The sequence below is a fragment of the Bacillus sp. SJZ110 genome, assembly GCF_006715455.1.
Lineage (GTDB): Bacteria > Bacillota > Bacilli > Bacillales > Bacillaceae > Bacillus > Bacillus subtilis.
The window spans coordinates 21,028-45,418 of the sequence record NZ_VFNF01000011.1; the positions used below are offsets into that span (position 1 = coordinate 21,028).

Consider the following 24,391-nt stretch of genomic DNA (forward strand, 5'->3'; position numbering starts at 1 on the left):
CTTCGGATTAACCGATGTCACTTGCCTTTATAACTAGAGATTATTCTTTTGTTACTACATCGCGTTCAACGTCTGCAGATGCTGTTTCTTCCGGCTCTTCATCACCTGATAATGCCAGGCCGTCAGCTTGTTTCGCATCTTCTTCGTCTTCTAAATCTCTCATTTCTATTTCTTCTTCATCACCAGAAAGGATTTTGACATCCATACCTAAGCTTTGAAGTTCTTTGATTAATACTTTGAATGATTCCGGAACACCTGGTTCAGGAACATTGTCGCCTTTAACGATGGCTTCGTATGTTTTCACACGTCCAACCACGTCATCAGACTTAACAGTCAGAATTTCTTGAAGAGTATAAGCCGCACCGTAAGCTTCAAGTGCCCAAACCTCCATCTCACCAAAACGCTGTCCGCCAAATTGCGCTTTACCGCCAAGAGGCTGCTGCGTAACAAGTGAGTAAGGACCTGTAGAGCGTGCATGAAGTTTATCGTCAACCATGTGAGCTAGTTTGATCATGTACATGATACCGACAGATACACGGTTATCAAACGGCTCTCCAGTACGTCCGTCGTAAAGCACTGTTTTGGCGTCACGAGACATGCCGGCTTCTTCAAGTGTTTCCCAGACATCCTCTTCTCGCGCTCCGTCAAATACAGGAGATGCAATGTGAATGCCAAGGTAACGAGCGGCCATACCCATGTGAAGTTCCAATACCTGCCCGATGTTCATACGTGATGGTACGCCCAGCGGGTTAAGCATGATATCAATTGGTGTGCCGTCAGGAAGGTAAGGCATATCCTCTTCAGGAAGAATCTTAGAGATAACACCTTTGTTACCGTGACGACCGGCCATTTTATCCCCTTCAGAAATCTTACGTTTCTGAACGATATATACGCGTACTAACTGGTTAACACCTGGAGGAAGTTCGTCTCCGTCTTCACGGTTGAAGACTTTAACGTCATGGATAATTCCGCCGCCGCCGTGAGGCACACGAAGAGAAGTATCACGAACCTCGCGGGCTTTCTCGCCAAAAATGGCGTGAAGAAGGCGTTCTTCTGCAGTCAGTTCAGTTACGCCTTTAGGCGTTACTTTACCAACAAGAAGATCTCCGTCTTTTACTTCTGCCCCAATACGGATGATTCCACGGTCATCAAGATTGCGAAGCGCATCTTCACCGACGTTTGGAATATCGCGAGTGATTTCTTCAGGTCCAAGTTTCGTATCACGTGCTTCTGATTCGTATTCTTCAATGTGGATAGATGTATAAACATCATCCTTCACTAGGCGTTCACTCATGATGATGGCATCCTCATAGTTGTAGCCATCCCATGTCATGAAGCCGACCATTACGTTACGGCCAAGTGCAAGTTCACCGAGCTCCATAGAAGGACCGTCAGCAAGGATTTCTCCTTTTACCACTTCATCGCCGACACTTACGATCGGACGCTGGTTGTAGCACGTACCTTGGTTAGAGCGGACAAATTTCAGCAGGCTGTATTTATCCAGGTTTCCTTTTACTTTTTGACCGTCTACTTCTTCATAACGGCGAACCCAAACGTTTTTCGCTTCTACGCGTTCAACGATACCAGGGTGTTTACAAATAACAGCGGCACCAGAGTCTTTTCCTGATACGTATTCCATACCAGTTCCAACAAATGGCGCTTCCGGCTGCATCAAAGGCACAGCCTGACGCTGCATGTTCGCTCCCATGAGGGCACGGTTGGAGTCATCGTTTTCTAAGAACGGGATACATGCTGTCGCAGCAGATACAACCTGCTTAGGCGATACATCCATGTAGTCTACACGGTTTCTGGAAACAACAGTGTTCTCCCCGCGGAAACGAGCTACGATGCTGTCATCAATAAAGGCGCCTTCGTCATCAAGACGAGCATTCGCTTGAGCGACAACATAGTTATCCTCTTCATCAGCAGTTAAGTAATCGATTCTGCCCGTTACCTTCCCTGTTTCAGGGTCAACGCGGCGATATGGCGTTTCAATAAAGCCAAAACGGTTTACTTTTGCATAAGATGATAGTGAGTTGATCAAACCGATGTTCGGACCCTCAGGCGTTTCAATCGGACACATACGGCCATAGTGGGAGTAGTGAACGTCACGCACTTCCATTCCGGCACGCTCACGTGTCAATCCGCCCGGTCCTAATGCTGACAGACGACGCTTGTGCGTTAATTCAGCAAGCGGGTTCGTCTGATCCATGAATTGAGAAAGCTGTGAGCTTCCAAAGAACTCTTTAATGGACGCAATAACAGGACGAATATTGATCAGCTGCTGAGGCGTAATTGTATTCGTATCTTGAATTGACATTCTCTCACGAACCACACGCTCCATACGGCTTAAACCGATACGGAATTGGTTCTGGAGAAGCTCGCCTACAGAACGTAAACGGCGGTTTCCAAGATGATCGATATCATCTGTGTCGCCTACTCCGTGCAGCAAGTTGAAGAAGTAGCTGATTGAAGAAATAATATCAGCAGGCGTGATGTTTTTAATCTCTTCTTCGATGTAAGCATTGCCGATTACATTAATAACCTGTTCTCCTTCTTGATCAGTCGGAGCAAAGATTTTAATTGATTGAAGAGTCACTTCATCTTCAACAACACCGCCATTCGGATACAGCTTTCTAAAACCGATTCCGTTTTCTAAGTATGGCAGTACTTTATCAAGTGTTCTTCTATCAAGAATCTGGCCTTTTTCAGCAAGGATTTCTCCTGTTTCAGGATCAACAAGCGTTTCAGCAAGTCTCTGATTGAAGAGGCGATTCTTAATATGAAGTTTTTTATTAATTTTATAGCGTCCTACATTGGCAAGATCGTATCGTTTCGGATCAAAGAAACGAGAATCAAGCAAGCTTTTCGCATTTTCTACTGTAGGCGGCTCTCCAGGACGGAGACGCTCGTAAATTTCCAGCAACGCTTTGTCGCTGTTTTCTGTGTTATCTTTATCAAGCGTATTTCGCAGGTATTCGTTTTCTCCTATGAGATCAAGAATCTCTTGATCGGAGCCGAAGCCGAGAGCACGCAAAAGAACCGTAACCGGCAACTTACGTGTGCGATCAATGCGGACATAAACAACATCTTTCGCATCAGTTTCGTATTCTAACCATGCGCCACGGTTTGGAATGACAGTTGCGGTAAAACCTTTTTTACCGTTTTTGTCTACTTTACCACTGAAATATACACTTGGAGACCGAACAAGCTGGGAAACGATAACACGTTCCGCACCGTTAATGATAAAAGTACCTGTATCTGTCATAATAGGGAAATCACCCATGAAGACATCTTGGTCTTTTACCTCTCCAGTTTCTTTGTTAATTAAACGAACCTTCACTCTTAGCGGAGCTGAGTAAGTCACATCACGTTCTTTTGATTCCTCTACAGGATATTTAGGCTCACCTAAACTATAATCAATGAACTCAAGAGAGAGGTTACCAGTGAAATCCTCAATTGGTGATATGTCTTGAAACATCTCTCTAAGACCCTCATCAAGAAACCACTGATAAGAAGAGGTTTGAATTTCAATGAGATTTGGTAATTCTAACACTTCGCTAATGCGAGCATAGCTTCTGCGCTGGCGGTGTCGTCCATACTGAACTAGTTGACCTGTCAACTGATTCACCCCTCAAATCATGCGTATTATATGTGTAATAAGCATTTCTTCCAAAGAAAGAAAATACTTTTACAAGACAAAAGAAAAAAGGGTTTCTAATTAAGAAAACCACATCCAAAAACAAATACCGATTTTATTAGCATTTCCATACTTGTATAATTTATACATAGATATTGACAATTCATCATATCAAGCAAAATATATACATTGGCATTTTACAATATTAACATAGTTAAAATACCGAGTCAAACTTTTTTTGCTTTTATGATATAATAGCCTTTCTTTTTTTGAACGACGGAAACTTCATCGAACAGTTCCTCGAGCTTTTCAATGGCAGAAGGCGCGCCTTGCTTTTTCTGTATGACGATCCACAATTCACCTGAAGCTTTTAAGTGTTCAGCGCTTTTCTCAAAGATAGCATGGACAACTTTTTTTCCGGCTCGGATTGGGGGATTTGTAAGAATAGAAGCAAATGTTTGAGCAGAATCAACGTTTGAAAACAAATCGCTTTGATAAATCTTAACGTTTGTTATTCCGTTTTGTTCCGCATTTTCATTTGATAGTTCTACGGCTCTCTCATTAACGTCAATCATGTGGATAGTCCGGTCTTTAAAGTCGCTGGCGAGCGATAAACCAATCGGGCCGTACCCGCAGCCTACATCCAAAATGCCGCCCTCAACCTCAGGCTCTTCAAAAGAATCAATCAGCAGGCGGGAGCCGAAATCAACTTCTTTTTTAGAAAAAACCCCGCTGTCGCTGGTAAACGTGAAATCTTTATTCCGAAGCCTAAAAGACCAGGTTTGCTTGTTGCTTTTTACTGAAGGTTTTTCTGAATAATAGTGCTCACTCATTATTAGAACCTCCTTTTTTCATGGCTTAAAGAATGGCAAAGAAAAAGCTCGCCTCATAAAAGCGAGCTTCCCCTACAGGTAAGTGAAGATTACTTAACTTCTACAGAAGCGCCAACTTCTTCAAGTTTAGCTTTAAGCTCTTCAGCTTCTTCTTTAGCAATACCTTCTTTAAGTGGTTTTGGAGTGTTGTCAACAAGTTCTTTAGCTTCTTTCAAGCCAAGACCAGTGATTTCACGTACAACTTTGATAACTTTGATTTTTTGAGATCCTGCACCAGCAAGGATAAGATCGAATTCGCTTTGCTCTTCAGCAGCTCCGCCTGCAGCAGCTCCGCCAGCTACAGCTACAGGAGCAGCAGCAGTTACGCCAAATTCTTCTTCGATTGCTTTTACTAGGTCGTTCAATTCAAGTACAGTTGCTTCTTTAACGGAAGCAATGATTTCTTCGATATTTAAAGCCATTTGTAATTCCTCCATTTTGTTTTAATTTATGAAAAACTGATTAGATTAAGCGCCTTGTTCTTCCTTTTGTTCTGCCACAGCTTTTGCAGCAAGAGCAAGGTTGCGAACTGGAGCTTGAAGTACGCTAAGCAACATAGAAAGCAAGCCTTCGCGTGATGGAAGTTCAGCAAGAGCTTTCACTTCTTCAACAGTAGAAACTTTACCTTCGATAACGCCAGCTTTGATTTCAAGAGCTTCGTGATTTTTAGCGAAGTCATTAAGAACTTTAGCCGGAGCGACAACATCTTCAGTGCTGAATGCGATCGCGTTCGGTCCAGTTAAGAAATCATTCAAACCATTAAGCTCAGCTTGTTCAACCGCACGGCGAGTCATCGTATTTTTGTAAACTTTGAACTCAACGTTAGCTTCGCGAAGCTGTTTACGAAGTTCAGTTACTTCAGAAACGTTAAGTCCGCGATAGTCAACGATGATCGTTGATTTACTTTCTTTCAGTTTAGAAGCAATTTCTTCAACAACAACTTTTTTTGTTTCAATTGCGCTGCTCATGGTTACACCTCCTGTAGATTCTTGTGTAACACTTATACCGTTAGGTGATCACGACTGAGACGACGGATTCCATATAAAAAGCCTCCATGAGACATGGAGGCTGTATATACAAGCATACGTAACGTAATAGCTGTGATAATATACACCTCGGTAGGATAATTAAGCGGTTAGGCCCCTACTGTCTACGGTATAAATGATATTCTATTTTACAACATTTTGAATAATATCAGAATGTTGATGTCATGTCAATATTATTTTACGTTAAAAGTTGAAGAGTCTACTTTGACACCAGGTCCCATAGTAGAAGTTACAGCAACGTTTTTCACGTAAACGCCTTTAGCTGCAGCAGGTTTAGCTTTAAGGATTGTATCGTACATTGTTGTGAAGTTCTCAACAAGTTTTTCATCCTCGAAAGAAACTTTACCGATAGGAACATGAATGTTTCCAGCTTTATCAACGCGGTATTCAACTTTACCAGCTTTGATTTCGCCGATCGCTTTTTCAACTTCGAAAGTAACTGTACCAGTTTTAGGGTTTGGCATTAAACCTTTTGGTCCAAGTACACGACCGATTTTACCAACTTCACCCATCATGTCAGGTGTAGCTACGATAACATCGAAATCGAACCAGCCTTGTTGAATTTTGTTGATGTAGTCAGTATCGCCTACGAAATCTGCACCAGCAGCTTCAGCTTCTTTCGCTTTTTCGCCTTTTGCGAAAACGAGAACGCGCTGAGTTTTACCAGTTCCGTTTGGAAGAACAACTGCTCCACGGATTTGCTGGTCGTTTTTACGAGGGTCAACCCCTAAACGGAAAGCCACTTCAACTGTAGCGTCGAATTTAGCTGTGTTTGTTTTTTTAACGAGAGCTACTGCTTCAGAGACGTCGTAAGCTTTAGAACGGTCTACAAGCTTAGCAGCTTCAACGTACTTTTTACCTTTTTTAGCCATTTTAAAATTTCCTCCTTATGTGGTTATAGCGGAATAACCTCCCACGAATAAGGGTTGCGAACTTGTTAAAACTCGCAACCCGACAAGAAACAAATTAATCCTCGATTACAATACCCATACTGCGGGCAGTACCTTCAACCATGCGCATTGCCGCTTCAACGTCTGCTGCGTTTAAGTCAGGCATTTTCGTTTCAGCGATTTCGCGTACTTTATCGCGCTTAACGGTTGCCACTTTATTACGGTTTGGTTCACCAGAACCAGACTCAATTCCAGCTGCTTTTTTAAGCAATACTGCAGCAGGTGGAGTTTTTGTAATAAATGTAAATGAACGGTCTTCGTAAACCGAAATTTCAACAGGAATGATTAAACCAGCTTGGTCAGCTGTACGAGCGTTAAACTCCTTACAGAATCCCATGATGTTAACACCGGCTTGACCAAGTGCAGGTCCAACTGGTGGTGCTGGGTTAGCTTTTCCAGCAGGAATTTGCAATTTTACAACTTTAACTACTTTTTTAGCCACGAGACACACCTCCTTAAGTCCGTGATGTGGTAATAGGGTAAACCCTCCCACTCAAGGTTTCATTCTTTATATGAATGACGAAATATCATGCTAGTTGCCTTGGATAAGTCCAAGACGTACCTTTGCTATATTATCATTTATATATAGCAATTTCAAGTTTTTTCACATTACAATTTATCGATTTGGGTAAATTCCAGCTCAACCGGCGTTTCACGGCCAAACATATTAACGAAAACTTTGACCTTGCTTTTATCATAATCAATCTCTTCAATTGATCCTGTAAAGTTAGCAAAAGGTCCGTCTATTACTTTCACTGTCTCTTTCAGTTCAAAGTCAATATCAGTTTTTCGTTCATCCATGCCCATTCTCTTCAGAATGGTTTCTGCTTCCCCCGGAAGAAGCGGCGTCGGTTTTGAACCTGACCCGGCAGATCCTACGAATCCAGTAACGCCCGGCGTGTTGCGGACAACATACCAAGAGTCGTCTGTCATTACAATTTCAACAAGCACATAACCAGGGAATACTTTCTTTTTCACGACTTTTTTCTTGCCGTTTTTGATATCCGTTTCTTCTTCTTCGGGTACGACTACACGGAAAATTTTATCCTGCATCCCCATTGATTCAACACGCTTTTCCAAGTTGGCTTTTACTTTATTCTCATAACCAGAGTACGTGTGAACAACATACCAATTCTTTTCCATTCTATTCAGGACTGTCCAGTCCTTCCCTCCCCGCATTTGGTTTTAGTGAATTACCATAACGCTTCAAAAAATAGGCGGCAAGCCTATGATAACTTTCATTTTAAGCCACAATAAAAAACCCGCTGAACGGGTTTTGGCAAGTAATATTATGATCTATTATAGCACGTATTGCTGATCATTATTCAACTATTAAACGAATTAATTGAGAAATTCCTGTGTCAAGGAGGGCAAAAAAGATAACAAAAAAGATAACTGTTGAAATTACCGTAATGGTATAACGCGTTAACTCTTTTCCTTTAGGCCAGCTTACCTTTTTCATTTCTTTCCCAACATCTTTAAAGAATTTCATAATACGCATGTAAAAGACCTCCACAATTTAAAAGCGCAAAAACTATTTTGTTTCAAGATGAGCTGTATGTGAATTGCAAGTACTGCAGTATTTCTTTACTTCTAATCGCTCAGCCGCTGATGCAGAGCTCTTCATTGTCGTATAATTACGGTTTCCGCATGTCTTGCATGCTAACGTAATCTTTTTTCTCATGTCATTACACCTTTTTCTAAATAGACATTAGTTCTTATCTTTAGTAACATATCATAGTCAGAAAAATACTGTCAATATAGCATAAATTCCTATTACAAACTGATTTCACGAATTTCCAAGTACTTCTCCAGCTTGCGTTTCACACGCTGAAGGGCATTGTCGATCGATTTCACATGTCGGTTCAGTTCATCAGAAATCTCTTGGTAACTTCTCCCGTCGAGATATAAGACGAGTACTTTTCTCTCTAAATCACTTAATAGTTCTCCCATTTTCATTTCAATATCATCAAATTCTTCCTGATTAATGATCATTTCCTCAGGATTTAAGGTTTTCGCTCCTGAAATGACATCCAGCAGCGTTCGGTCTGATTCTTCATCAAAAATCGGTTTATCTAATGAGACGTAGGAATTCAAAGGAATGTGTTTCTGGCGAGTAGCTGTCTTTATTGCGGTAATAATTTGGCGGGTAATACATAATTCTGCGAAAGCTTTGAATGAGGTAAGCTTGTCCTCTTTGAAGTCACGAATAGACTTATAGAGGCCTATCATGCCTTCCTGAACAATATCCTCTCTGTCCGCCCCTATTAAGAAATAGGATCTTGCTTTTGCCCGAACAAAGTTTCGGTACTTCGTAATCAAGTAATCTAACGCATCACTGTCCCCAACATGAACCTTTTCAATGACCTGCTCGTCCTCCAACTGGCAAAACTGCTCTTTGTTGAATTTTCCCTTGTTGTTCTGTAGATTCACTCCGATCCCCCCGGCGCACGTAGATAGAAATATTATACAGTATTGGGCAAAAAAGCGTCAACTTAATCTAAGTCTCCCCGCCTCCACTTTTCAAACGTTTTCAAAACCTCTTCCGATAAAGCAATTTTACCCGCCGGCTTTTCGGAAGTGATTTTTCTTACCCGTCTCTCTATTCGCCTTTCAATCGTTTCTACCTCTCTCAAAAGCTCCCGGGCCGATTTCCGCAATGCCCCCTGTCCGAAAATCGCCCACTGCTCAGTATAGTCAGAGGTCGCAACGTGAATTTGAGTCGCAATATTATTCAAAGCCTGAGCGAGCTTTTCTATCCGCTCATCAGCCGTCTCATTTTCTTTTGTAAAAATTACTTCAACTCTATGGTTGGTCTGTTTTTTCTCAAGCCCTTTTACGAGATGCGCGTCAAAAACAACAATAACCCTGTTTCCTGTATACGATTGATATTCCGCCATTTTCTGAATCAGTACGTCTCTCGCCTCTTCAAAACTGTTCGCTTTTAAATCCTTCAGCTGCGGCCAGGCTCCAATCATGTTGTACCCGTCTACTAACAGGATATCCATGGGTCTTTATTCTCCCAGAGGGTTTCGTTTCCGGTAGACTTCATACATCAAAAGACCAGCCGCGACAGATGCATTTAGTGAAGTTACCTTTCCGGCCATCGGGAGTTTAATGAGAAAATCGCACTTTTCTTTCACAAGGCGGCCCATCCCTTTTCCTTCACTTCCGATGACTAGAGCCAAAGGCATATTGCCGTCCATATTACGGTAATCCTCACGCGCGGACGCATCCGTTCCGACAACCCAGATTCCCCGCTCTTTCATCTCTTCTAACGTCCGTGCCAAATTGGTGACTCTTGCTACAGGAATGTGCTCAATTGCTCCTGTTGAAGCTTTTGCCACTGTTGTTGTCAGCCCGACAGCTCTCCGTTTTGGAATGACGATGCCATGAGCGCCGACCGCATCTGCTGTCCTCATAATGGAACCAAGATTATGAGGGTCTTCAAGCTCGTCCAGAATGAGGAAGAAAGGCTGTTCATTTTTTTCTTCGGCTGCTTTATATAAATCGTCCAGTTCTGCATATTCATACGCTGCAACCTGTGCCACTACGCCCTGATGCTGTCCTGTCACCATTTGATCGAGTTTTTTTCTCGGGACGTATTGAATCGTGATTCCCTGCTTTTTGGCAAGCTCAATCACTTGCTGTGCTTGTCCCTTTACGGTGTTTTCCGCCATCCACAGCTTATACAGCTTCCGATCAGATTTTAACGTCTCGATCACTGCATTTTTCCCTATGACGTAATCATGTTGCTGACTCATTTGTTTTCCTCCCTGACGTCCCGAATTGTATAGCTTCGGCTACGAGCTGACTAAGTCGTTCCTCTTTTTTCTCTAGAAAAAGGTAGCCCAGAAGCGCTTCAAATGCTGTACTGTAGCGGTACGTCTGAACATCTGTATTTTTAGGTATTGTCCCTGACTTGGCATTTCTGCCTCTTTTCAGCACCGCTTCCTCTTCTTCCGTAAAAAATGATTGATTCTGCAGAAAAAATAGGATCTCAGCCTGTGACTTTGCTGAAACAATCCGGCTTGATTTCTTATGAAGATCATTTGGTTTGGTAAAGCCCTGCTTAAGCAGGTGATGCCTGACATACACTTCAAAAATGGCATCACCTATATAAGCAAGCGCAAGACCGTTAAGCTGCTTAGAATCTTTTATCGTATCAAATTCAAGCATCTGTTATTGTCCCCGTTTCCAGCGAGTGCCTTGAGCCGTATCTTCAAGAATGATATTCATGCTTTTCAGCTGGTCGCGGATCTGGTCTGACAATGCAAAATCGCGATTCCGGCGCGCTTCATTTCGCTTTTCGATTAAGTCTTCAATCTCTTGATCGAGAAGTTCCTGCTCACCCAACGAAAAACCGAGGACAGAAACAATACGGTCAAACATCTCGATAAACGCCGTAATTACATGATCAGCTGTATGGTCTTTCTGAAGATAGTAATTGGCGTGTTTCGCTAAGTCGAACAAGACAGAAATCGCATTCGCCGTATTAAAATCATCGTCCATCGCTTCTTCGAATGCTTTGCGGTGTTCTTCAACTTTTTCAAACCATTGATCGTCATCTTCGGTTAAATTCGTACTGCTGTTCAGACGGTGCTGAAGATTGCTGTACGCTGTTTTTAAACGGTTGAACGCGCTTTTCGTATTCTGCAGAAGCTCTTCTGAATAGTTAATCGGATGGCGATAATGAACAGATAGCATAAAGAATCTCAAAAGCTGCGGATCATGCTGTTTAATGATGTCATGCACAAGCACAAAGTTGCCTAGTGATTTTGACATTTTTTCATTATCAATATTGATATAACCATTATGAAGCCAGTACTTCGCAAACGTTTTGCCTGTCAGCGCCTCAGATTGCGCAATTTCGTTTTCATGGTGAGGGAATGTTAAATCCTGTCCGCCCGCATGGATATCAATCTGGTCACCGAGATACTTTTTCACCATTGCTGAGCATTCAATGTGCCAGCCCGGACGTCCTTTCCCCCAAGGGCTATCCCAAGAAATTTCTCCTTCTTTTGCCGCTTTCCACAGTGCGAAATCAAGAGCATCTTCTTTTTTCTCGCCGACTCGGATGCGTGCACCTGATCTAAGTTCATCGATTGATTGCTGAGAAAGCTTTCCGTACCCTTCAAATGCTCTGGTTTTGAAATATACGTCACCTTCTGATTCATATGCGTAGCCCTTTTTCACGAGCTGATCTACGAATTCGATAATGGCATCCATGTTCTCCATTACTCGCGGATGAAGGTCGGCTTTTCGGCAGCCGAGCGCACCTACGTCTTCAAAGTATGCTTTAATAAAACGCTCTGAAATGGTGGGTACATCCTCACCGAGTTCATTTGCCGCTTTAATTAATTTATCGTCTACGTCTGTGAAGTTAGAGACATACTGCACATCATAGCCTTTATACTCTAAATAGTTTCGAACCGTATCGTAAACGATTGCCGGACGCGCGTTCCCGATATGAATGTAATTGTAAACCGTGGGTCCGCATACATACATTTTCACTTTTCCCTCTTCAAGAGGAACGAATGTTTCCTTCTGTCTAGTCAATGTATTATAAAGTGTGATTGTCATTTTTGATTGATCCTTTCTTTTCTGTCTTCAAGTTCTGCCTTCAGCTCTAAAATCTGCTGTTCCAAAGACTTAAAGCGGTCAGCAACTGGATCGGGCAAATCCTGATGGTTTAAATCGCGTCTTACTTTCTTGCCATTTTGTACAACGACCCGTCCAGGGATACCGACAACTGTTGAAAAATCAGGAACATCATGCAGCACTACTGAACCAGCCCCAATCTTTGAGCCTTCACCGACCGTAATAGAACCGAGCACTTTAGCACCTGTGGCTATCAATGCGTCATCTTTAATCGTTGGGTGCCTTTTTCCCTTTTCTTTCCCCGTTCCCCCGAGGGTAACCCCCTGAAAAACGGTTACGTTATTGCCGATTTCACATGTCTCCCCAATGACAACCCCCATGCCGTGGTCTATGAAAAATCTTCTCCCGATTGTAGCGCCGGGGTGGATTTCTATCCCGGTAAAAAATCGGCTTACTTGAGATATAAGGCGTGCAAGGAAATAAAATTTTCGTTTATATAAAGCATGTGCAATCCGATGCGCCCATATAGCATGTAAACCGGAATAAGTTAAAATCACTTCAAAATAGCTTCTTGCTGCGGGATCTTGATCGAACACAGTATCAATGTCTTCTTTGAGCATTCTAAAAAACACATGCTTCCCCCCGTTTCTCTATCTGATTTCCTCTACCCAATAAAAAAAGCGTCTCTGCATGTAAACATGACAGAGACGCTTTAACCGCGCGGTTCCACTCTGTTTGAAAAGCAGACTTCTGCTCTCCCAACTTCAGCCTGTAACGGCGGCGGCCGCCTTTGAATACTGGTTTCAAAAAACGTTCTTCAAAGGTCTTAAGGGCGCACTTCTAAAACCCGGCTCATGGATCTCTCTCAGCCAATGGAGATCCTTTCTGTAATGGCCTAAAGCTTTATACTCTTCCCTGTCAACAATCATTTATTTAGATATTTTTTAAACGCTGAATTGCAGTCTCTTTACCGATCAATTCAATTGATTGCGGCAGTTCCGGACCGTGAGTTTGCCCTGTTACAGCAACACGAATCGGCATAAACAGTTTTTTCCCTTTATGGCCAGTTTCTTTCTGCACTGCTTTGATCGATGCTTTGATGTTATCCGGAGTGAACTCCTCAAGCTCTTCAAGCTTCGCTGCGAATGTACTGAGCACTTCAGGAACCTGTTCTTCTTCCAGAACAGCTTTCGCTTCTTGATTATACTCGATCTCATCCGTAAAGAACAAATCAGTCAGCTCAACAATTTCCGCACCGTAGCTTAATTGCTCATGATACAGGGAAATCAGTTTGCGAACCCATTCTTGTTCTTCAGCAGAAAGCTCAGTGCCAACTTTGCCGGCTTTTTGCAAATGCGGAAGCGTCAATTCAACAACCTGATCAAGATCCAGCTTCTTCACATATTGGTTGTTAACCCATTTTAGCTTATGCATATCAAACAAAGCTGGTGATTTAGATAAACGATTTACATCAAAAATTTCAATAAACTGCTCTTTTGTGAAAAGCTCTTCTTCTCCAACCGGTGACCAGCCTAACAGGCCGATAAAGTTGAACAGTGCTTCTGGCAGGTAGCCAAGCTCTTTGTACTGCTCGATGAATTGAATAATGGATTCATCACGTTTACTGAGCTTTTTACGACTTTCGTTTACGATCAGCGTCATGTGTCCGAACTGAGGAATATCCCATCCGAATGCTTGATAAATCATAATCTGTTTCGGTGTGTTAGAAATATGATCCTCACCGCGCAGCACGTGTGTCATTTTCATTAAGTAGTCATCAATCGCTACCGCGAAGTTGTAAGTCGGCGTTCCGTCCTTTTTCACAATAACAAAGTCGCCGATGCCATCTGATTCAAAAGAAATTTCGCCTTTTACGATATCATTGAAGGCGATAATTTTTCCTTCCGGCACGCGGAAACGAATACTTGGTTTTCTGCCTTCAGCGATAAATTTCTCCTGTTCTTCCTGAGTCAGGTCTCTGTGTTTTCCGGAATAACGAGGCATTTCTCCGCGGGCAATCTGTTCTTCACGCTCTTTTTCAAGCTCTTCTTCCGTACAGTAACATTTATAAGCAAGCCCTTTTTCAAGAAGCTCTTCATAGTACACTTTATAGATATCGTTACGCTCGGACTGACGGTATGGGCCGTACTCTCCTCCGACATCCACACTCTCATCCCAGTCAATACCTAGCCACTTCAGATAATTCAGCTGGCTTTGTTCTCCGCCCTCAATATTGCGCTTTTTATCTGTATCCTCAACTCGAATGATAAACTTACCGCCTTGATTGCGGGCAAATAAATAATTAAAAAGCGCCGTTCTGGCATTTCCAATATGCAAATGTCCGGTTGGACTCGGTGCATAACGGACGCGTACTTCGTTTCCCATTTTCAAATACTTCCTTTCATGTCATGTATGGCCTCAGGCAAAAATGTATGAATCTATTCTACCACCAAATAGACCCGGCATCAAAACAAGTTAGCCTTTTTGTATCAGTACTGTCGCCTGAGCCGCTATTCCTTCCGCCCGGCCTGTAAATCCAAGCTTTTCTGTCGTTGTTGCTTTTACATTTACTTGAGAAACATCTGCCTCAAGGCCTTCAGCAATTCTTTTTCTCATATCTTCTATGTACGGCAGCATCTTCGGCTTTTGCGCTATGATGGTGCAATCAATGTTCCCAAGGACATACCCCTTCTGTTTCACGATTCCCCAGACATGCTGAAGTAATTTGAAAGAATCTGCGTCCTTGAACTCGGGATCTGTGTCAGGAAAATGCTTGCCGATGTCTCCTTCACCCACAGCTCCCAGGCAGGCGTCAGCGACGGTATGCAGCAAAACGTCTGCATCAGAGTGGCCAAGCAGCCCTTTTTCGTACGGGATTTCAATTCCGCCAATAATGAGAGGACGGCCCTCAACTAATTGATGCACATCAAATCCTTGTCCAATTCTAAACATGTTTATTCCCACTTTCTGATTCCATGATAGCTTCAGCTGACGTCAAATCGTCTGGCGTCGTCAGCTTAATATTTGTATAGCTGCCTTCTACAACACGGACCGAACCGCCCTCCATCTGTTCAACGAGGCTGGCGTCATCCGTCCCTAAAAATCCCTTGCGCTCGGCCTCAGCGTGAGCCTTCATCAATAAAGAAAGACGAAAAGCTTGTGGCGTTTGGACAGCCCACAAGCTTGAACGTTCAATCGTCTCACTGACTTGTAAATCTTGAACGCGTTTAATCGTATCTTTTACCGGAACAGCAAGGATGGCCGCTCCTGTCTGTTCCGCCTCTGCGATCAGTTCGTCAATTTGTTCATGTTTTATAAATGGGCGGGCACCGTCATGTACAAGGACAATCTTTTCCTGCTTTACGGCTTTCAGCCCCTTATACACACTGTGCTGACGCTCATCTCCGCCTGCAACAAGCTCAATCGATGTTTGAAACGGATAATCGGTCAGCATTTGCTGAAAGTGCTCCCGCTCCTGCTCGTTAATCACCAAGATGATTTTTTCGCACTGCCGGTGGCTGTCAAACACTCTTAACGTGTGTATGATCACCGGGTCTCCTTTCAGCTCAATGAACAGTTTATTTCTCCCTGCCTTCATCCGCTTTCCCTGACCGGCTGCAGGAATCACCACATCATAACTCATTGTTTTTTCTCCCTTTACAGCGCCTTCTCCAACAGCTTAGGCTTCGCAAAAATCATTCGTCCCGCTGCTGTCTGCAGCACACTTGTGACGAGTACATCAATATGCTTGCCGATATAATTGCGTCCTTCTTCAACGACAATCATCGTACCGTCATCCAAGTAGGCAACTCCCTGATTATGCTCTTTCCCGTCCTTAATGACCTGAACATTCATTTCCTCGCCAGGAAGCACAACAGGCTTGACCGCATTGGCAAGGTCATTAATGTTTAATACTGCTACCTTCTGAAGCTCGCACACTTTATTTAAATTAAAATCATTCGTCACAACGACCCCGGATGTCAGCTTAGCAAGTTTGACGAGCTTGCTGTCAACCTCCTGAATATCTTCAAAGTCGCCTTCGTAAATTTCAACTTCAATGTCTAATTCTTTCTGAATGCGGTTCAGGATATCAAGACCGCGGCGTCCTCTGTTTCGTTTTAAAACATCTGAAGAGTCTGCAATATGCTGCAATTCCTCAAGGACAAACTGCGGAATCACGATAACTCCCTCTAAAAAACCAGTCTGACAAATATCTGCTATTCTCCCATCAATAATAACACTAGTGTCCAAAATTTTCAGCTTCTTGTCTTGAACCTCATGTTCTTCATCAGCTGTTCCTTTTTTCTTTTGCATTCTGGCGGAAATGGAAAACAGGCTGATCAATTCATCCTTTTTCTTAAAGCCCACCTGGAAGCCGAGATAACCGAGGAAGAAAGCCAAAAATACAGGAATTATTGTGCTGAATATGCGGTAAGGTATATTGTCTAAAGGAATAACATTTACGATAAGATAAGCAATTATAAGTCCAAAAACTAAGCCAAGACTTCCAAATAACAAATCTGGAACCGGCGCTTTTAACAATGAATCCTCTATCCACTTCACCCAGTTCACAACGTATTCTGTACCCCATATACTGATGAGAAAAAAGATAATTGCTCCTATTGCCGCAGACGTATATGCGTTTGTTATTAAAGGTATGTCCTGTATATTTAACAGTACAAACAATTCAGGTATCAAAAATATACCAACAACGCCGCCAAAAATAATGAAGAACGCCTGAACTATTCGTTTTAACATACCCCCACCTCCTTTTTTAACATTTTAATTTCACAAAGTCTTATGCATCCTACGAATATCAGAATAAACAAAAACCAACATTAATATACCCGTATTCATAAGGTTTTAACCGAAATCACAGTTGTCTGTCTAAATAATGCTTCTCTTGCAGGCGTTTTAATCCTTTTTTGATTTTTTGGGCTCGTACTTCACCGATTCCCTCTACCTCATCTAATTCTTCTGCACTCGCCTCAATAATCCTTGGCAGGACTCCAAATGCTTCTACAACATTTTCAACAATCGGCATCGGAAGACGCGGTATCTTATTTAACAGCCTGTATCCTCTCGGCAATACATAATCATCAAGATTAGTAGAAGCAGGGTAACCGAGAAGCTTATACACAATGGAATCATCCAGCAGATCATAACTGGACATATCCTGCAGCTCCTTCAAGAGAACAAACGGATCTTTAATCTTTTCTTTTACATAGTCCTTAATAAATAAAGCAGCCTCTTCTTCCATATCCGTAATCAATTCAATGACTTGCAGTTTGATCAGATGTCCTTCTGTCCCCAGCTCTTTGATATACATATTAATTTCGTTTTTGATTCTCAGGACCATTTCATAACGATGCATGACAGACAAGACATCACTAAAGGTAACAAGTTCCTCAAACTCTAACGCGTTCAGTGCATTAATCGTTTTATCGAGGATTGTCTTATATTTTTCAAGTGTTTGAATGGCTTGGTTCGCCTTGGTTAAAATAAATCCTATGTCTTTTAGTGTATACTTCATGTTTTCCTGATATAACGTTATGACATTTCTTCTTTCAGAAATAGCGATTACAAGACAGCCAGTTTGCTTAGCTACTCTTTCGGCAGTTCTGTGCCGCATTCCTGTTTCTGATGAAGAAATTGTAGCATCCGGCATCAGCTGAGTATTCGCGTAGAGGATCTTTTGACCCGAATCACTTAAAATGATCGCTCCATCCATTTTAGCCAACTCATATAAATGCGCCGGAGAAAAAGCCGTGTTTATGTGAAAGCCGCCGTCCACCACTTCTTTTACTTTATCATTATATCCAACAACAATCAGACCGCCTGTATTTGCTCTCAAGACGTTTTCCATCCCCGCTCTGAGCGGTGTACCCGGAGCAACAAACTGCAATATAGATGACAGGTCTAACTCGTGTTTCGCCCCTTTTTTCTCTTTTTCCATCTATTATCCTCCTAATGAAGTACGAAGCGCTTCTGCAACATTTGCTACTCCGATAACCTCAATCCCTTTTGGTTTTGTCCATCCGTCCAGATTTGCCGCGGGTATGATCATGCGTTTAAAACCAAGCTTTGCCGCTTCTTTTACACGCTGTTCAATTCTTGAAACCCGCCGGACTTCTCCGGTTAATCCCACTTCTCCAATAAAACAATCTGCAGGATTTGGAGGTGTGTCTCTAAAGCTTGATGCGATACTAATCACAATCGCAAGATCAATTGCCGGTTCATCAAGCTTAACGCCGCCAGCCACTTTCAAATAAGCATCCTGATTTTGCAGCAGCAGTCCAACTCTTTTTTCTAACACAGCCATTAACAGAGAAACCCTGTTATGGTCTATTCCCGTTGCCATACGCCTTGGGTTGCCAAAGCTTGTTGGCGAGATGAGCGCCTGAATTTCAACGAGAATCGGTCTAGTGCCCTCCATAGAGGCAGTGATACTCGAGCCTGCGGAACCAGCAGAGCGTTCTTCTAAGAAAATTTCCGAAGGATTCAAAACCTCAGTGAGCCCCTCTTCCCGCATTTCGAAAATGCCCATTTCGTTTGTAGATCCGAAACGGTTTTTTACAGCCCGCAAAATACGGAAAGTATGGTGGCGTTCTCCTTCAAAATATAAAACAGTGTCAACCATATGCTCCAACAGTCTCGGACCTGCAATAGACCCTTCTTTCGTCACGTGCCCTACGATAAAAATCGGAATACCTTTTGTTTTTGCGATTTTCATCAGCTCAGCAGTACATTCTCTGACCTGTGACACACTGCCTGGAGCCGATGTAATATCGCTTTGGTAAACCGTTTGAATAGAGTCAACAACGACAAACGCTGGATTCATCTCTTGTATAGCAGACGAAATATACTCCATATCGGTTTCAGATAAAACATGCAGTGACGGATTATTAATGCCGAGACGGTCTGCTCGCAGCTTCGTTTGCTTTACAGATTCTTCTCCCGAAATATACAGGACACTGTTTGATGAGCCTGATAATTGAGCGGAAACCTGCAGTAATAGCGTTGACTTTCCGATACCAGGATCACCGCCAATTAAAACGAGGGAGCCTTTAACGACACCTCCGCCGAGTACTCTGTTAAACTCGCCAAGCTGGGTTTTGACGCGGGGTTCTTCTGATGTTTCGATTGATGTAATAGGTGAAGGTTTCTGTACAGTTTGAACAGAATGAGAAAAAGCCGCTCTCCGATTGGCCGGTGCTTTTTTAATCATTTCTTCCACCATTGTATTCCAAGCACCGCAGCCCGGACATTTCCCCATCCATTTTGGAGACTCGTAGCCGCAGGATTGGCAGATGAATTTCGATTTTGTTTTAGCCATATATAGTGTAAGACCTCTCCCTTGTTCTATTTCTTGATATGAAAGTGAGGCATACACTTACATGCTGTATGCCTCATTTCCGTCTTCTATATTAATTCGTTTTAGCAGTGGTTTTTACGACAAATTCGCCATCTTCTACATCAAGAACAATATGCTGTCCTTTATGAATATTTCCTCTGAGGAGTTCTTCAGATAAACGATCCTCGACATGTTTTTGGATCGCTCTTCTTAACGGACGGGCACCGTATTCCAGGTCAACGCCCTCTTCCGCGACTTTCGCTTTTGCAGCATCTGTCAATTCGATAGAAAGATCTTGTTCTTTTAAGCGTTTCGTTAATTGATCAGACATTAATGACACAATTTCAGTAAGATGTTTTTTCTCAAGTGAATGGAAGACAATGATTTCATCAATACGGTTGATGAACTCAGGTCTGAACGCTCGTTTCAATTCACCCATCACTTTATCTTTCATGTCTTTATGATTTTGAGTTTCATCCTGAACGTTAAAGCCGACATATTTATTGCGTTTCAGCTCACTTGCTCCGACGTTTGATGTCATGATCAGAATGGTATTGCGGAAATCGACTGTGCGTCCTTTAGAATCAGTCAATCGTCCGTCTTCAAGAACTTGCAGAAGGATATTGAAGACATCAGGGTGTGCTTTCTCGATCTCATCAAGAAGCACGACAGAGTAAGGTTTTCTTCTGACTTTCTCTGTCAATTGACCGCCTTCATCATATCCCACATATCCTGGAGGTGAACCAACAAGTCTTGAAGTTGAGTGTTTTTCCATGTATTCAGACATATCAATTCTGATCATGGATTCTTCATCGCCAAAAATGGATTCAGCAAGTGCTCGTGCAAGCTCTGTTTTACCTACACCTGTAGGGCCTAAGAAAATGAATGAGCCGATTGGGCGTTTAGGATCTTTCAATCCTGCTCTCGCACGTCTGACGGCTTTTGCAACAGCTACAACCGCTTCATCCTGGCCGATGACGCGGGAATGAAGAATGTTTTCCATATTGAGAAGCTTATCAGTTTCAGTTTGGGCGATTTTAGATACAGGCACACCGGTCCAGCTGGATACAACCATCGCAATATCATCCACAGTAACCTCTGAGTTTTCCTGCCCTTGCTTCTCTTTCCATGATTTCTTCGTATCCTCTACTTGCTCGCGCAGGCGTTGTTCAGTATCACGCAAGGAAGCAGCTTTTTCAAACTCTTGGCTTTGCACTGCCGCATCCTTCTCTTTGCGAACCTCATCAAGCTTCTGCTCAAGCTCTTTTAAGTTAGGAGGCGTTGTAAATGAGCGCAGTCTCACCTTTGAACCTGCTTCATCGATCAAGTCAATTGCTTTATCCGGAAGGAAGCGGTCAGAAATATATCTGTCAGAAAGCTTAACCGCAGCTTCAATGGCATCATCAGTGATAGAAACGCGGTGGTGGGCTTCGTATCTGTCACGCAGACCTTGTAAAATTTGAATACTTTCATCTACAGATGGCTGATCAACCTGAATCGGCTGAAAACGGCGTTCCAGTGCTGCATCTTTTTCAATATATTTACGGTACTCATCAAGAGTCGTTGCACCAATACATTGGAGTTCGCCGCGAGCAAGTGAAGGTTTTAAAATATTAGATGCATCAATAGCACCTTCTGCTCCGCCTGCCCCGATTAATGTATGGAGCTCATCGATGAATAGGATGATATTTCCTGCCTGGCGAATTTCATCCATGACCTTCTTCAGGCGATCCTCAAATTCTCCGCGGTATTTTGTGCCGGCAACAACTGTTCCCATGTCTAATGTCATCACACGTTTATCACGCAAAATTTCGGGTACTTCATTATTGATAATTTGCTGTGCCAAACCTTCTGCGATAGCCGTTTTACCTACACCTGGTTCCCCAATGAGGACAGGGTTGTTTTTCGTTCTGCGGCTTAATACTTCAATGACACGCTGGATCTCCTTGCTTCTGCCGATTACAGGGTCAAGGCTGTCTTCCTTCGCAATAGCAGTTAAGTCTCTTGCCAAGCTGTCAAGCGTAGGCGTATTCGCATTGCTGTTTGTTCCTGCCGCTGATGATCCTGTTTCATTACTTCCTAGAAGCTGGAGCACCTGCTGTCTTGCTTTATTTAAGCTGACACCGAGATTATTCAGAACTCTCGCAGCAACACCTTCTCCTTCACGAATCAGACCAAGAAGAATATGTTCTGTTCCAACATAAGAATGACCGAGTTTTCTTGCCTCATCCATTGAAAGCTCAATGACTTTTTTAGCTCTAGGAGTATAATGAATCGTTTGAGACATTTCCTGCCCGCGCCCGATCAAACTTTCTACTTCTTTCTGAATTTTATCTGAACCGAGTCCAAGCGCTTGAAGAGCTTTAGCAGCAATGCCCTCTCCTTCTCTTACCAGTCCTAATAAAATATGCTCAGTGCCAATGTTATTATGACCTAACCGAAGTGCTTCTTCCTGTGCTAGCGCCAGTACTTTTTGAGCTCGTTCTGTAAATCTTCCAAACATCATATCGATTCATCCTCCTGTCTTTTCCCATTCATTTCTAAGTGAAGCCGTTCTCTGATGAGAGCCGCTCTTCGAATGTCCCTTTCGTTCGGACGCAAAGCGCCTCCCGAGTATTGCTGTAAAAATCCTGGCTGCGTCAAAATCATAAGTTCGTTAAGTATGTTGCTTGAAAGTCCTTTTATAATGCCTAGGTCTATGCCTAACCGAACATCTGAAAGGCACTTTGCAGTTTCTTTCGATTCTATCATCCGGCAATTAGACAAGACCCCATAAGACCGATATACCCGATCCTCAAGTTCGATTTTAGAAGTTTGATAAATCGCTTCTCGGGCAGATCGTTCTTGTTCAATCAACTGAGCAGCAACACTGTTAAGATCCTCTACAATATCCTGCTCTGACTTACCAAGCGTGATCTGATTTGAAATTTGAAAGATATTCCCTACTGCTTCGCTGCCTTCCCCATAAATTCCTCTAACAACTAAGCCTAATTGATTAATTGCCGGTATAATTCGATTTATTTGCCTAGTTAAAACTAGTGCCGGCAGATGCATCATGACCGAAGCCCTTAAACCTGTACCTACGTTTGTAGGACAGCTGGTTAAGTATCCTCTTTGCTCATTGAATGCATAATCAACTTTTTCTTCGATCCAGTCGTCGACCTGGTTTGCGGCTTTCATTGCTTCTAAAAGCTGAAATCCAGGGAAAAGACACTGAATTCTAATATGGTCCTCTTCATTTAGCATGACGCTTACTTCCTCATTTTCAGAAAGCAAACAGCCGCCAAAAGGAGACTCTGTCAGATTCGGACTGATTAGATGTTTTTCAACAAGTACACGCTTCTCTAAAGGCTGTGCATCATTCATTCTAATCAAAACAAATTTGCCGATTCCGGGAATTTCTTGCTCTGAAAACTGATCTTCAAATTGCTGTATGATGGATGAGGCTTCTTCATTGGAATACCGCGTAGGGAACCGAATATGCTCAAAGTTCCTTGCTAAACGTATGCGGCTGCTGAGTACAATGTCACTTTCAGGTCCTTTCTGCTTCATCCAACTGCTTAGTGCGTCCTGAATAAAATGCTTTAGCGACATTACTCCTGTTCCTCCTCACTATCTGTACTTTTGAGTGATTGTTCTAATGAACGAATTTGATCTCTTACATGAGCTGCATTTTCAAATTCTTCTTGATGGATTAAGGATTCTAATTCTTTTTTTAGCATATCAATCTGCCGTCTGACATGAAGATTGCCGCCTATTCGTTTCGGTATCTTACCTGCATGCACAGTGTTTCCGCTGTGCACTTTACGTAGGATTGGTGTAATGTTGCTATGAAATGTTTTGTAACATTCAGAACATCCAAAACGGCCAATTTTTCTGAATTGCTGAAAAGTCATTCCGCATTTCGGACAAGCAGATATTTGCTCCGAGTGACTGAACATTTGAGTTCCTGCATTTTGAAATGAAGAATCCATGTTCAGTAAACCCGAAAGTAAATTATGAATAGAGAAACCCTGATTTGCACTTATACCATATGAATCACTATTTTCTTTGGCACATTGTTCACAAATATGAACTTCTATTTTTTCTCCGTTAACAACCTTTGTAAAGTGAAAAGTGGCTGGTCTCTCGTGGCACTCTTGACAAATCAATCTTTTCACCCGCTTATTTTAATTTTAAAGAAGTCAGCATTGCCTTCATCATTCTCGCTCTTAATTCATCACGTTCAGGTAAGTCAATGTGTAAAACTGAGCGGTCCATTACGCTGACCATCATTTTTGCTTCTCTTTCTGAAATTACCTTGTCTTCTAATAGCCTTAAAATAATGTCATCAGAGGCTGCTTGAGACAAATGGGTATTAATTTGAGAAATTATATTATTGATCAGGACAACTTCATTGTTCATTTTAATTTTAATGATTCTGATGTAACCGCCGCCCCCGCGTTTGCTCTCAACAATATATCCTCTTTCGCTTGTAAATCTGGTGTTGATGACATAATTTATTTGGGAAGGAACGCATTGAAATTTATCTGCAATTTCACTTCGTTTAATCTCTAAAATTTCCTTGCCATTTTGATCTAACACTCGTTTTAAATATTGTTCAATGATGTCAGAAATATTATGTCCCACTCAACCCCCTCCTTTACTGACTTTGACTATATTTGACTATAATCTTACTATAAGCCGTTTCTCGAGAATTTTCAACTTTCTCGCTCTATCCTTTATTATTTCCATTTTCCCGGTCCACAAAACCTGATTGCTGATTTAAAATTCGGTATAAAGTTATTATATTATACAGTTAAGTGGAATTTTATGATACCAATAAACCAAAATACAAAAAACCCAGCTCAATGAGCTGGGTTTAAGCTTGCTTGGCGGCGTCCTACTCTCACAGGGGGAAACCCCCGACTACCATCGGCGCTGAAGAG

At 42.4% G+C, this 24,391-nt stretch carries 25 protein-coding genes and 2 other annotated features; all 25 genes read right to left on the reverse strand.

Annotated elements, in window-relative coordinates:
• Positions 1-40 precede the first annotated feature (40 nt).
• The 25 genes from rpoB to ctsR all read right to left on the reverse strand — a co-directional run bounded on the left by rpoB (position 41) and on the right by ctsR (position 24,092).
• A complete protein-coding gene (gene rpoB / locus FB592_RS20525; RefSeq protein WP_009966326.1) occupies positions 41-3,622 on the reverse strand; it encodes a DNA-directed RNA polymerase subunit beta in 3,582 nt (1,193 codons plus the stop codon).
• A gap of 245 nt (positions 3,623-3,867) precedes the next feature.
• Positions 3,868-4,473, reverse strand: coding sequence for a class I SAM-dependent methyltransferase (locus FB592_RS20530; RefSeq protein ID WP_003235045.1), 606 nt, complete (start codon positions 4,471-4,473; stop codon positions 3,868-3,870).
• Positions 4,474-4,562: 89 nt separating this feature from the next.
• Positions 4,563-4,934, reverse strand: coding sequence for a 50S ribosomal protein L7/L12 (gene rplL, locus FB592_RS20535; RefSeq protein ID WP_003156436.1), 372 nt, complete (start codon positions 4,932-4,934; stop codon positions 4,563-4,565).
• A gap of 45 nt (positions 4,935-4,979) precedes the next feature.
• Positions 4,980-5,480, reverse strand: a complete 501-nt coding sequence (gene rplJ, locus FB592_RS20540) for a 50S ribosomal protein L10 (RefSeq protein WP_003235042.1) — start codon at positions 5,478-5,480, stop codon at positions 4,980-4,982.
• Between the two features lie 65 nt (positions 5,481-5,545).
• Positions 5,546-5,686 (reverse strand) — a sequence feature (ribosomal protein L10 leader region).
• 45 nt (positions 5,687-5,731) lie between these two features.
• Complete coding sequence (gene rplA, locus FB592_RS20545; protein WP_003235040.1) at positions 5,732-6,430, reverse strand: 50S ribosomal protein L1; 699 nt, start codon at positions 6,428-6,430, stop codon at positions 5,732-5,734.
• Between the two features lie 94 nt (positions 6,431-6,524).
• Positions 6,525-6,950, reverse strand: a complete 426-nt coding sequence (gene rplK, locus FB592_RS20550) for a 50S ribosomal protein L11 (protein ID WP_003156430.1) — start codon at positions 6,948-6,950, stop codon at positions 6,525-6,527.
• A 167-nt stretch (positions 6,951-7,117) separates the two neighbouring features.
• Complete coding sequence (gene nusG, locus FB592_RS20555) at positions 7,118-7,651, reverse strand: transcription termination/antitermination protein NusG (protein ID WP_003225764.1); 534 nt, start codon at positions 7,649-7,651, stop codon at positions 7,118-7,120.
• Positions 7,652-7,829: 178 nt separating this feature from the next.
• A complete protein-coding gene (secE, locus tag FB592_RS20560) occupies positions 7,830-8,009 on the reverse strand; it encodes a preprotein translocase subunit SecE (RefSeq protein ID WP_004399676.1) in 180 nt (59 codons plus the stop codon).
• A gap of 33 nt (positions 8,010-8,042) precedes the next feature.
• On the reverse strand, positions 8,043-8,192 hold the full coding sequence (gene rpmG / locus FB592_RS20565; RefSeq protein ID WP_003156421.1) for a 50S ribosomal protein L33: 150 nt from the start codon (positions 8,190-8,192) through the stop codon (positions 8,043-8,045).
• A gap of 92 nt (positions 8,193-8,284) precedes the next feature.
• Entirely contained in the window at positions 8,285-8,941 is a 657-nt protein-coding gene (gene sigH, locus FB592_RS20570) for an RNA polymerase sporulation sigma factor SigH (RefSeq protein ID WP_003225758.1), read from the reverse strand.
• A 62-nt stretch (positions 8,942-9,003) separates the two neighbouring features.
• Positions 9,004-9,516, reverse strand: coding sequence for a ribosome-dependent mRNA decay endonuclease Rae1/YacP (gene rae1 / locus FB592_RS20575; protein WP_003235032.1), 513 nt, complete (start codon positions 9,514-9,516; stop codon positions 9,004-9,006).
• 6 nt (positions 9,517-9,522) lie between these two features.
• Complete coding sequence (gene rlmB / locus FB592_RS20580; RefSeq protein ID WP_014475598.1) at positions 9,523-10,272, reverse strand: 23S rRNA (guanosine(2251)-2'-O)-methyltransferase RlmB; 750 nt, start codon at positions 10,270-10,272, stop codon at positions 9,523-9,525.
• Positions 10,256-10,687 carry a mini-ribonuclease 3 gene (locus FB592_RS20585; protein ID WP_014475597.1) on the reverse strand — a complete coding sequence of 144 codons (432 nt, stop codon included), beginning with the start codon at positions 10,685-10,687 and terminating at the stop codon, positions 10,256-10,258. Before FB592_RS20585 ends, rlmB begins: the two co-directional genes overlap by 17 nt.
• A 3-nt stretch (positions 10,688-10,690) precedes the next feature.
• Entirely contained in the window at positions 10,691-12,091 is a 1,401-nt protein-coding gene (cysS, locus tag FB592_RS20590; RefSeq protein ID WP_141950100.1) for a cysteine--tRNA ligase, read from the reverse strand.
• Positions 12,088-12,741: a serine O-acetyltransferase gene (gene cysE, locus FB592_RS20595; protein WP_003225749.1), complete on the reverse strand. Its 654-nt coding sequence runs from the start codon at positions 12,739-12,741 to the stop codon at positions 12,088-12,090. The genes cysS and cysE overlap by 4 nt, the downstream gene beginning before the upstream one ends.
• A gap of 68 nt (positions 12,742-12,809) precedes the next feature.
• Positions 12,810-13,040 (reverse strand) — a binding site (T-box leader).
• 2 nt (positions 13,041-13,042) lie between these two features.
• Positions 13,043-14,494: a glutamate--tRNA ligase gene (gene gltX / locus FB592_RS20605; RefSeq protein WP_014478617.1), complete on the reverse strand. Its 1,452-nt coding sequence runs from the start codon at positions 14,492-14,494 to the stop codon at positions 13,043-13,045.
• A 90-nt stretch (positions 14,495-14,584) separates the two neighbouring features.
• Positions 14,585-15,061, reverse strand: a complete 477-nt coding sequence (ispF, locus tag FB592_RS20610; RefSeq protein WP_003225745.1) for a 2-C-methyl-D-erythritol 2,4-cyclodiphosphate synthase — start codon at positions 15,059-15,061, stop codon at positions 14,585-14,587.
• Entirely contained in the window at positions 15,054-15,752 is a 699-nt protein-coding gene (ispD, locus tag FB592_RS20615; RefSeq protein ID WP_032726598.1) for a 2-C-methyl-D-erythritol 4-phosphate cytidylyltransferase, read from the reverse strand. The genes ispF and ispD overlap by 8 nt, the downstream gene beginning before the upstream one ends.
• Before the next feature lie 14 nt (positions 15,753-15,766).
• Entirely contained in the window at positions 15,767-16,867 is a 1,101-nt protein-coding gene (locus FB592_RS20620; RefSeq protein WP_003235014.1) for a PIN/TRAM domain-containing protein, read from the reverse strand.
• Positions 16,868-16,982: 115 nt separating this feature from the next.
• Positions 16,983-18,065 carry a DNA integrity scanning diadenylate cyclase DisA gene (gene disA / locus FB592_RS20625; RefSeq protein ID WP_003225736.1) on the reverse strand — a complete coding sequence of 361 codons (1,083 nt, stop codon included), beginning with the start codon at positions 18,063-18,065 and terminating at the stop codon, positions 16,983-16,985.
• A gap of 3 nt (positions 18,066-18,068) precedes the next feature.
• Positions 18,069-19,445, reverse strand: coding sequence for a DNA repair protein RadA (gene radA / locus FB592_RS20630; RefSeq protein WP_014475593.1), 1,377 nt, complete (start codon positions 19,443-19,445; stop codon positions 18,069-18,071).
• A gap of 91 nt (positions 19,446-19,536) precedes the next feature.
• Entirely contained in the window at positions 19,537-21,969 is a 2,433-nt protein-coding gene (clpC, locus tag FB592_RS20635; RefSeq protein WP_014475592.1) for an ATP-dependent protease ATP-binding subunit ClpC, read from the reverse strand.
• Positions 21,966-23,057 carry a protein-arginine kinase McsB gene (gene mcsB / locus FB592_RS20640; RefSeq protein WP_003235007.1) on the reverse strand — a complete coding sequence of 364 codons (1,092 nt, stop codon included), beginning with the start codon at positions 23,055-23,057 and terminating at the stop codon, positions 21,966-21,968. Before mcsB ends, clpC begins: the two co-directional genes overlap by 4 nt.
• The gene (gene mcsA, locus FB592_RS20645; RefSeq protein WP_015252993.1) at positions 23,057-23,614 is read right to left on the reverse strand and encodes a protein-arginine kinase activator protein McsA; all 558 of its coding nucleotides are present in this window, start codon (positions 23,612-23,614) and stop codon (positions 23,057-23,059) included. The genes mcsB and mcsA overlap by 1 nt, the downstream gene beginning before the upstream one ends.
• Positions 23,615-23,627: 13 nt before the next feature.
• Positions 23,628-24,092 carry a transcriptional regulator CtsR gene (ctsR, locus tag FB592_RS20650; protein WP_003225724.1) on the reverse strand — a complete coding sequence of 155 codons (465 nt, stop codon included), beginning with the start codon at positions 24,090-24,092 and terminating at the stop codon, positions 23,628-23,630.
• Positions 24,093-24,391 lie beyond the last annotated feature (299 nt).

Coding starts and splice junctions, on each gene's coding strand:
- secE (WP_004399676.1), bottom strand. CDS start 8,009: ATGCGTATTATGAAATTCTTTAAAGATGTTGGGAAAGAAATGAAAAAG.
- rae1 (WP_003235032.1), bottom strand. CDS start 9,516: ATGGATATCCTGTTAGTAGACGGGTACAACATGATTGGAGCCTGGCCG.
- rpmG (WP_003156421.1), bottom strand. CDS start 8,192: ATGAGAAAAAAGATTACGTTAGCATGCAAGACATGCGGAAACCGTAAT.
- clpC (WP_014475592.1), bottom strand. CDS start 21,969: ATGATGTTTGGAAGATTTACAGAACGAGCTCAAAAAGTACTGGCGCTA.
- FB592_RS20620 (WP_003235014.1), bottom strand. CDS start 16,867: ATGTTAAAACGAATAGTTCAGGCGTTCTTCATTATTTTTGGCGGCGTT.
- FB592_RS20530 (WP_003235045.1), bottom strand. CDS start 4,473: ATGAGTGAGCACTATTATTCAGAAAAACCTTCAGTAAAAAGCAACAAG.
- mcsB (WP_003235007.1), bottom strand. CDS start 23,057: ATGTCGCTAAAGCATTTTATTCAGGACGCACTAAGCAGTTGGATGAAG.
- FB592_RS20585 (WP_014475597.1), bottom strand. CDS start 10,687: ATGCTTGAATTTGATACGATAAAAGATTCTAAGCAGCTTAACGGTCTT.
- disA (WP_003225736.1), bottom strand. CDS start 18,065: ATGGAAAAAGAGAAAAAAGGGGCGAAACACGAGTTAGACCTGTCATCT.
- rlmB (WP_014475598.1), bottom strand. CDS start 10,272: ATGAGTCAGCAACATGATTACGTCATAGGGAAAAATGCAGTGATCGAG.
- cysS (WP_141950100.1), bottom strand. CDS start 12,091: ATGACAATCACACTTTATAATACATTGACTAGACAGAAGGAAACATTC.
- gltX (WP_014478617.1), bottom strand. CDS start 14,494: ATGGGAAACGAAGTACGCGTCCGTTATGCACCGAGTCCAACCGGACAT.
- rplA (WP_003235040.1), bottom strand. CDS start 6,430: ATGGCTAAAAAAGGTAAAAAGTACGTTGAAGCTGCTAAGCTTGTAGAC.
- ispF (WP_003225745.1), bottom strand. CDS start 15,061: ATGTTTAGAATTGGACAAGGATTTGATGTGCATCAATTAGTTGAGGGC.
- radA (WP_014475593.1), bottom strand. CDS start 19,445: ATGGCTAAAACAAAATCGAAATTCATCTGCCAATCCTGCGGCTACGAG.
- ispD (WP_032726598.1), bottom strand. CDS start 15,752: ATGAGTTATGATGTGGTGATTCCTGCAGCCGGTCAGGGAAAGCGGATG.
- rplL (WP_003156436.1), bottom strand. CDS start 4,934: ATGGCTTTAAATATCGAAGAAATCATTGCTTCCGTTAAAGAAGCAACT.
- nusG (WP_003225764.1), bottom strand. CDS start 7,651: ATGGAAAAGAATTGGTATGTTGTTCACACGTACTCTGGTTATGAGAAT.
- rplJ (WP_003235042.1), bottom strand. CDS start 5,480: ATGAGCAGCGCAATTGAAACAAAAAAAGTTGTTGTTGAAGAAATTGCT.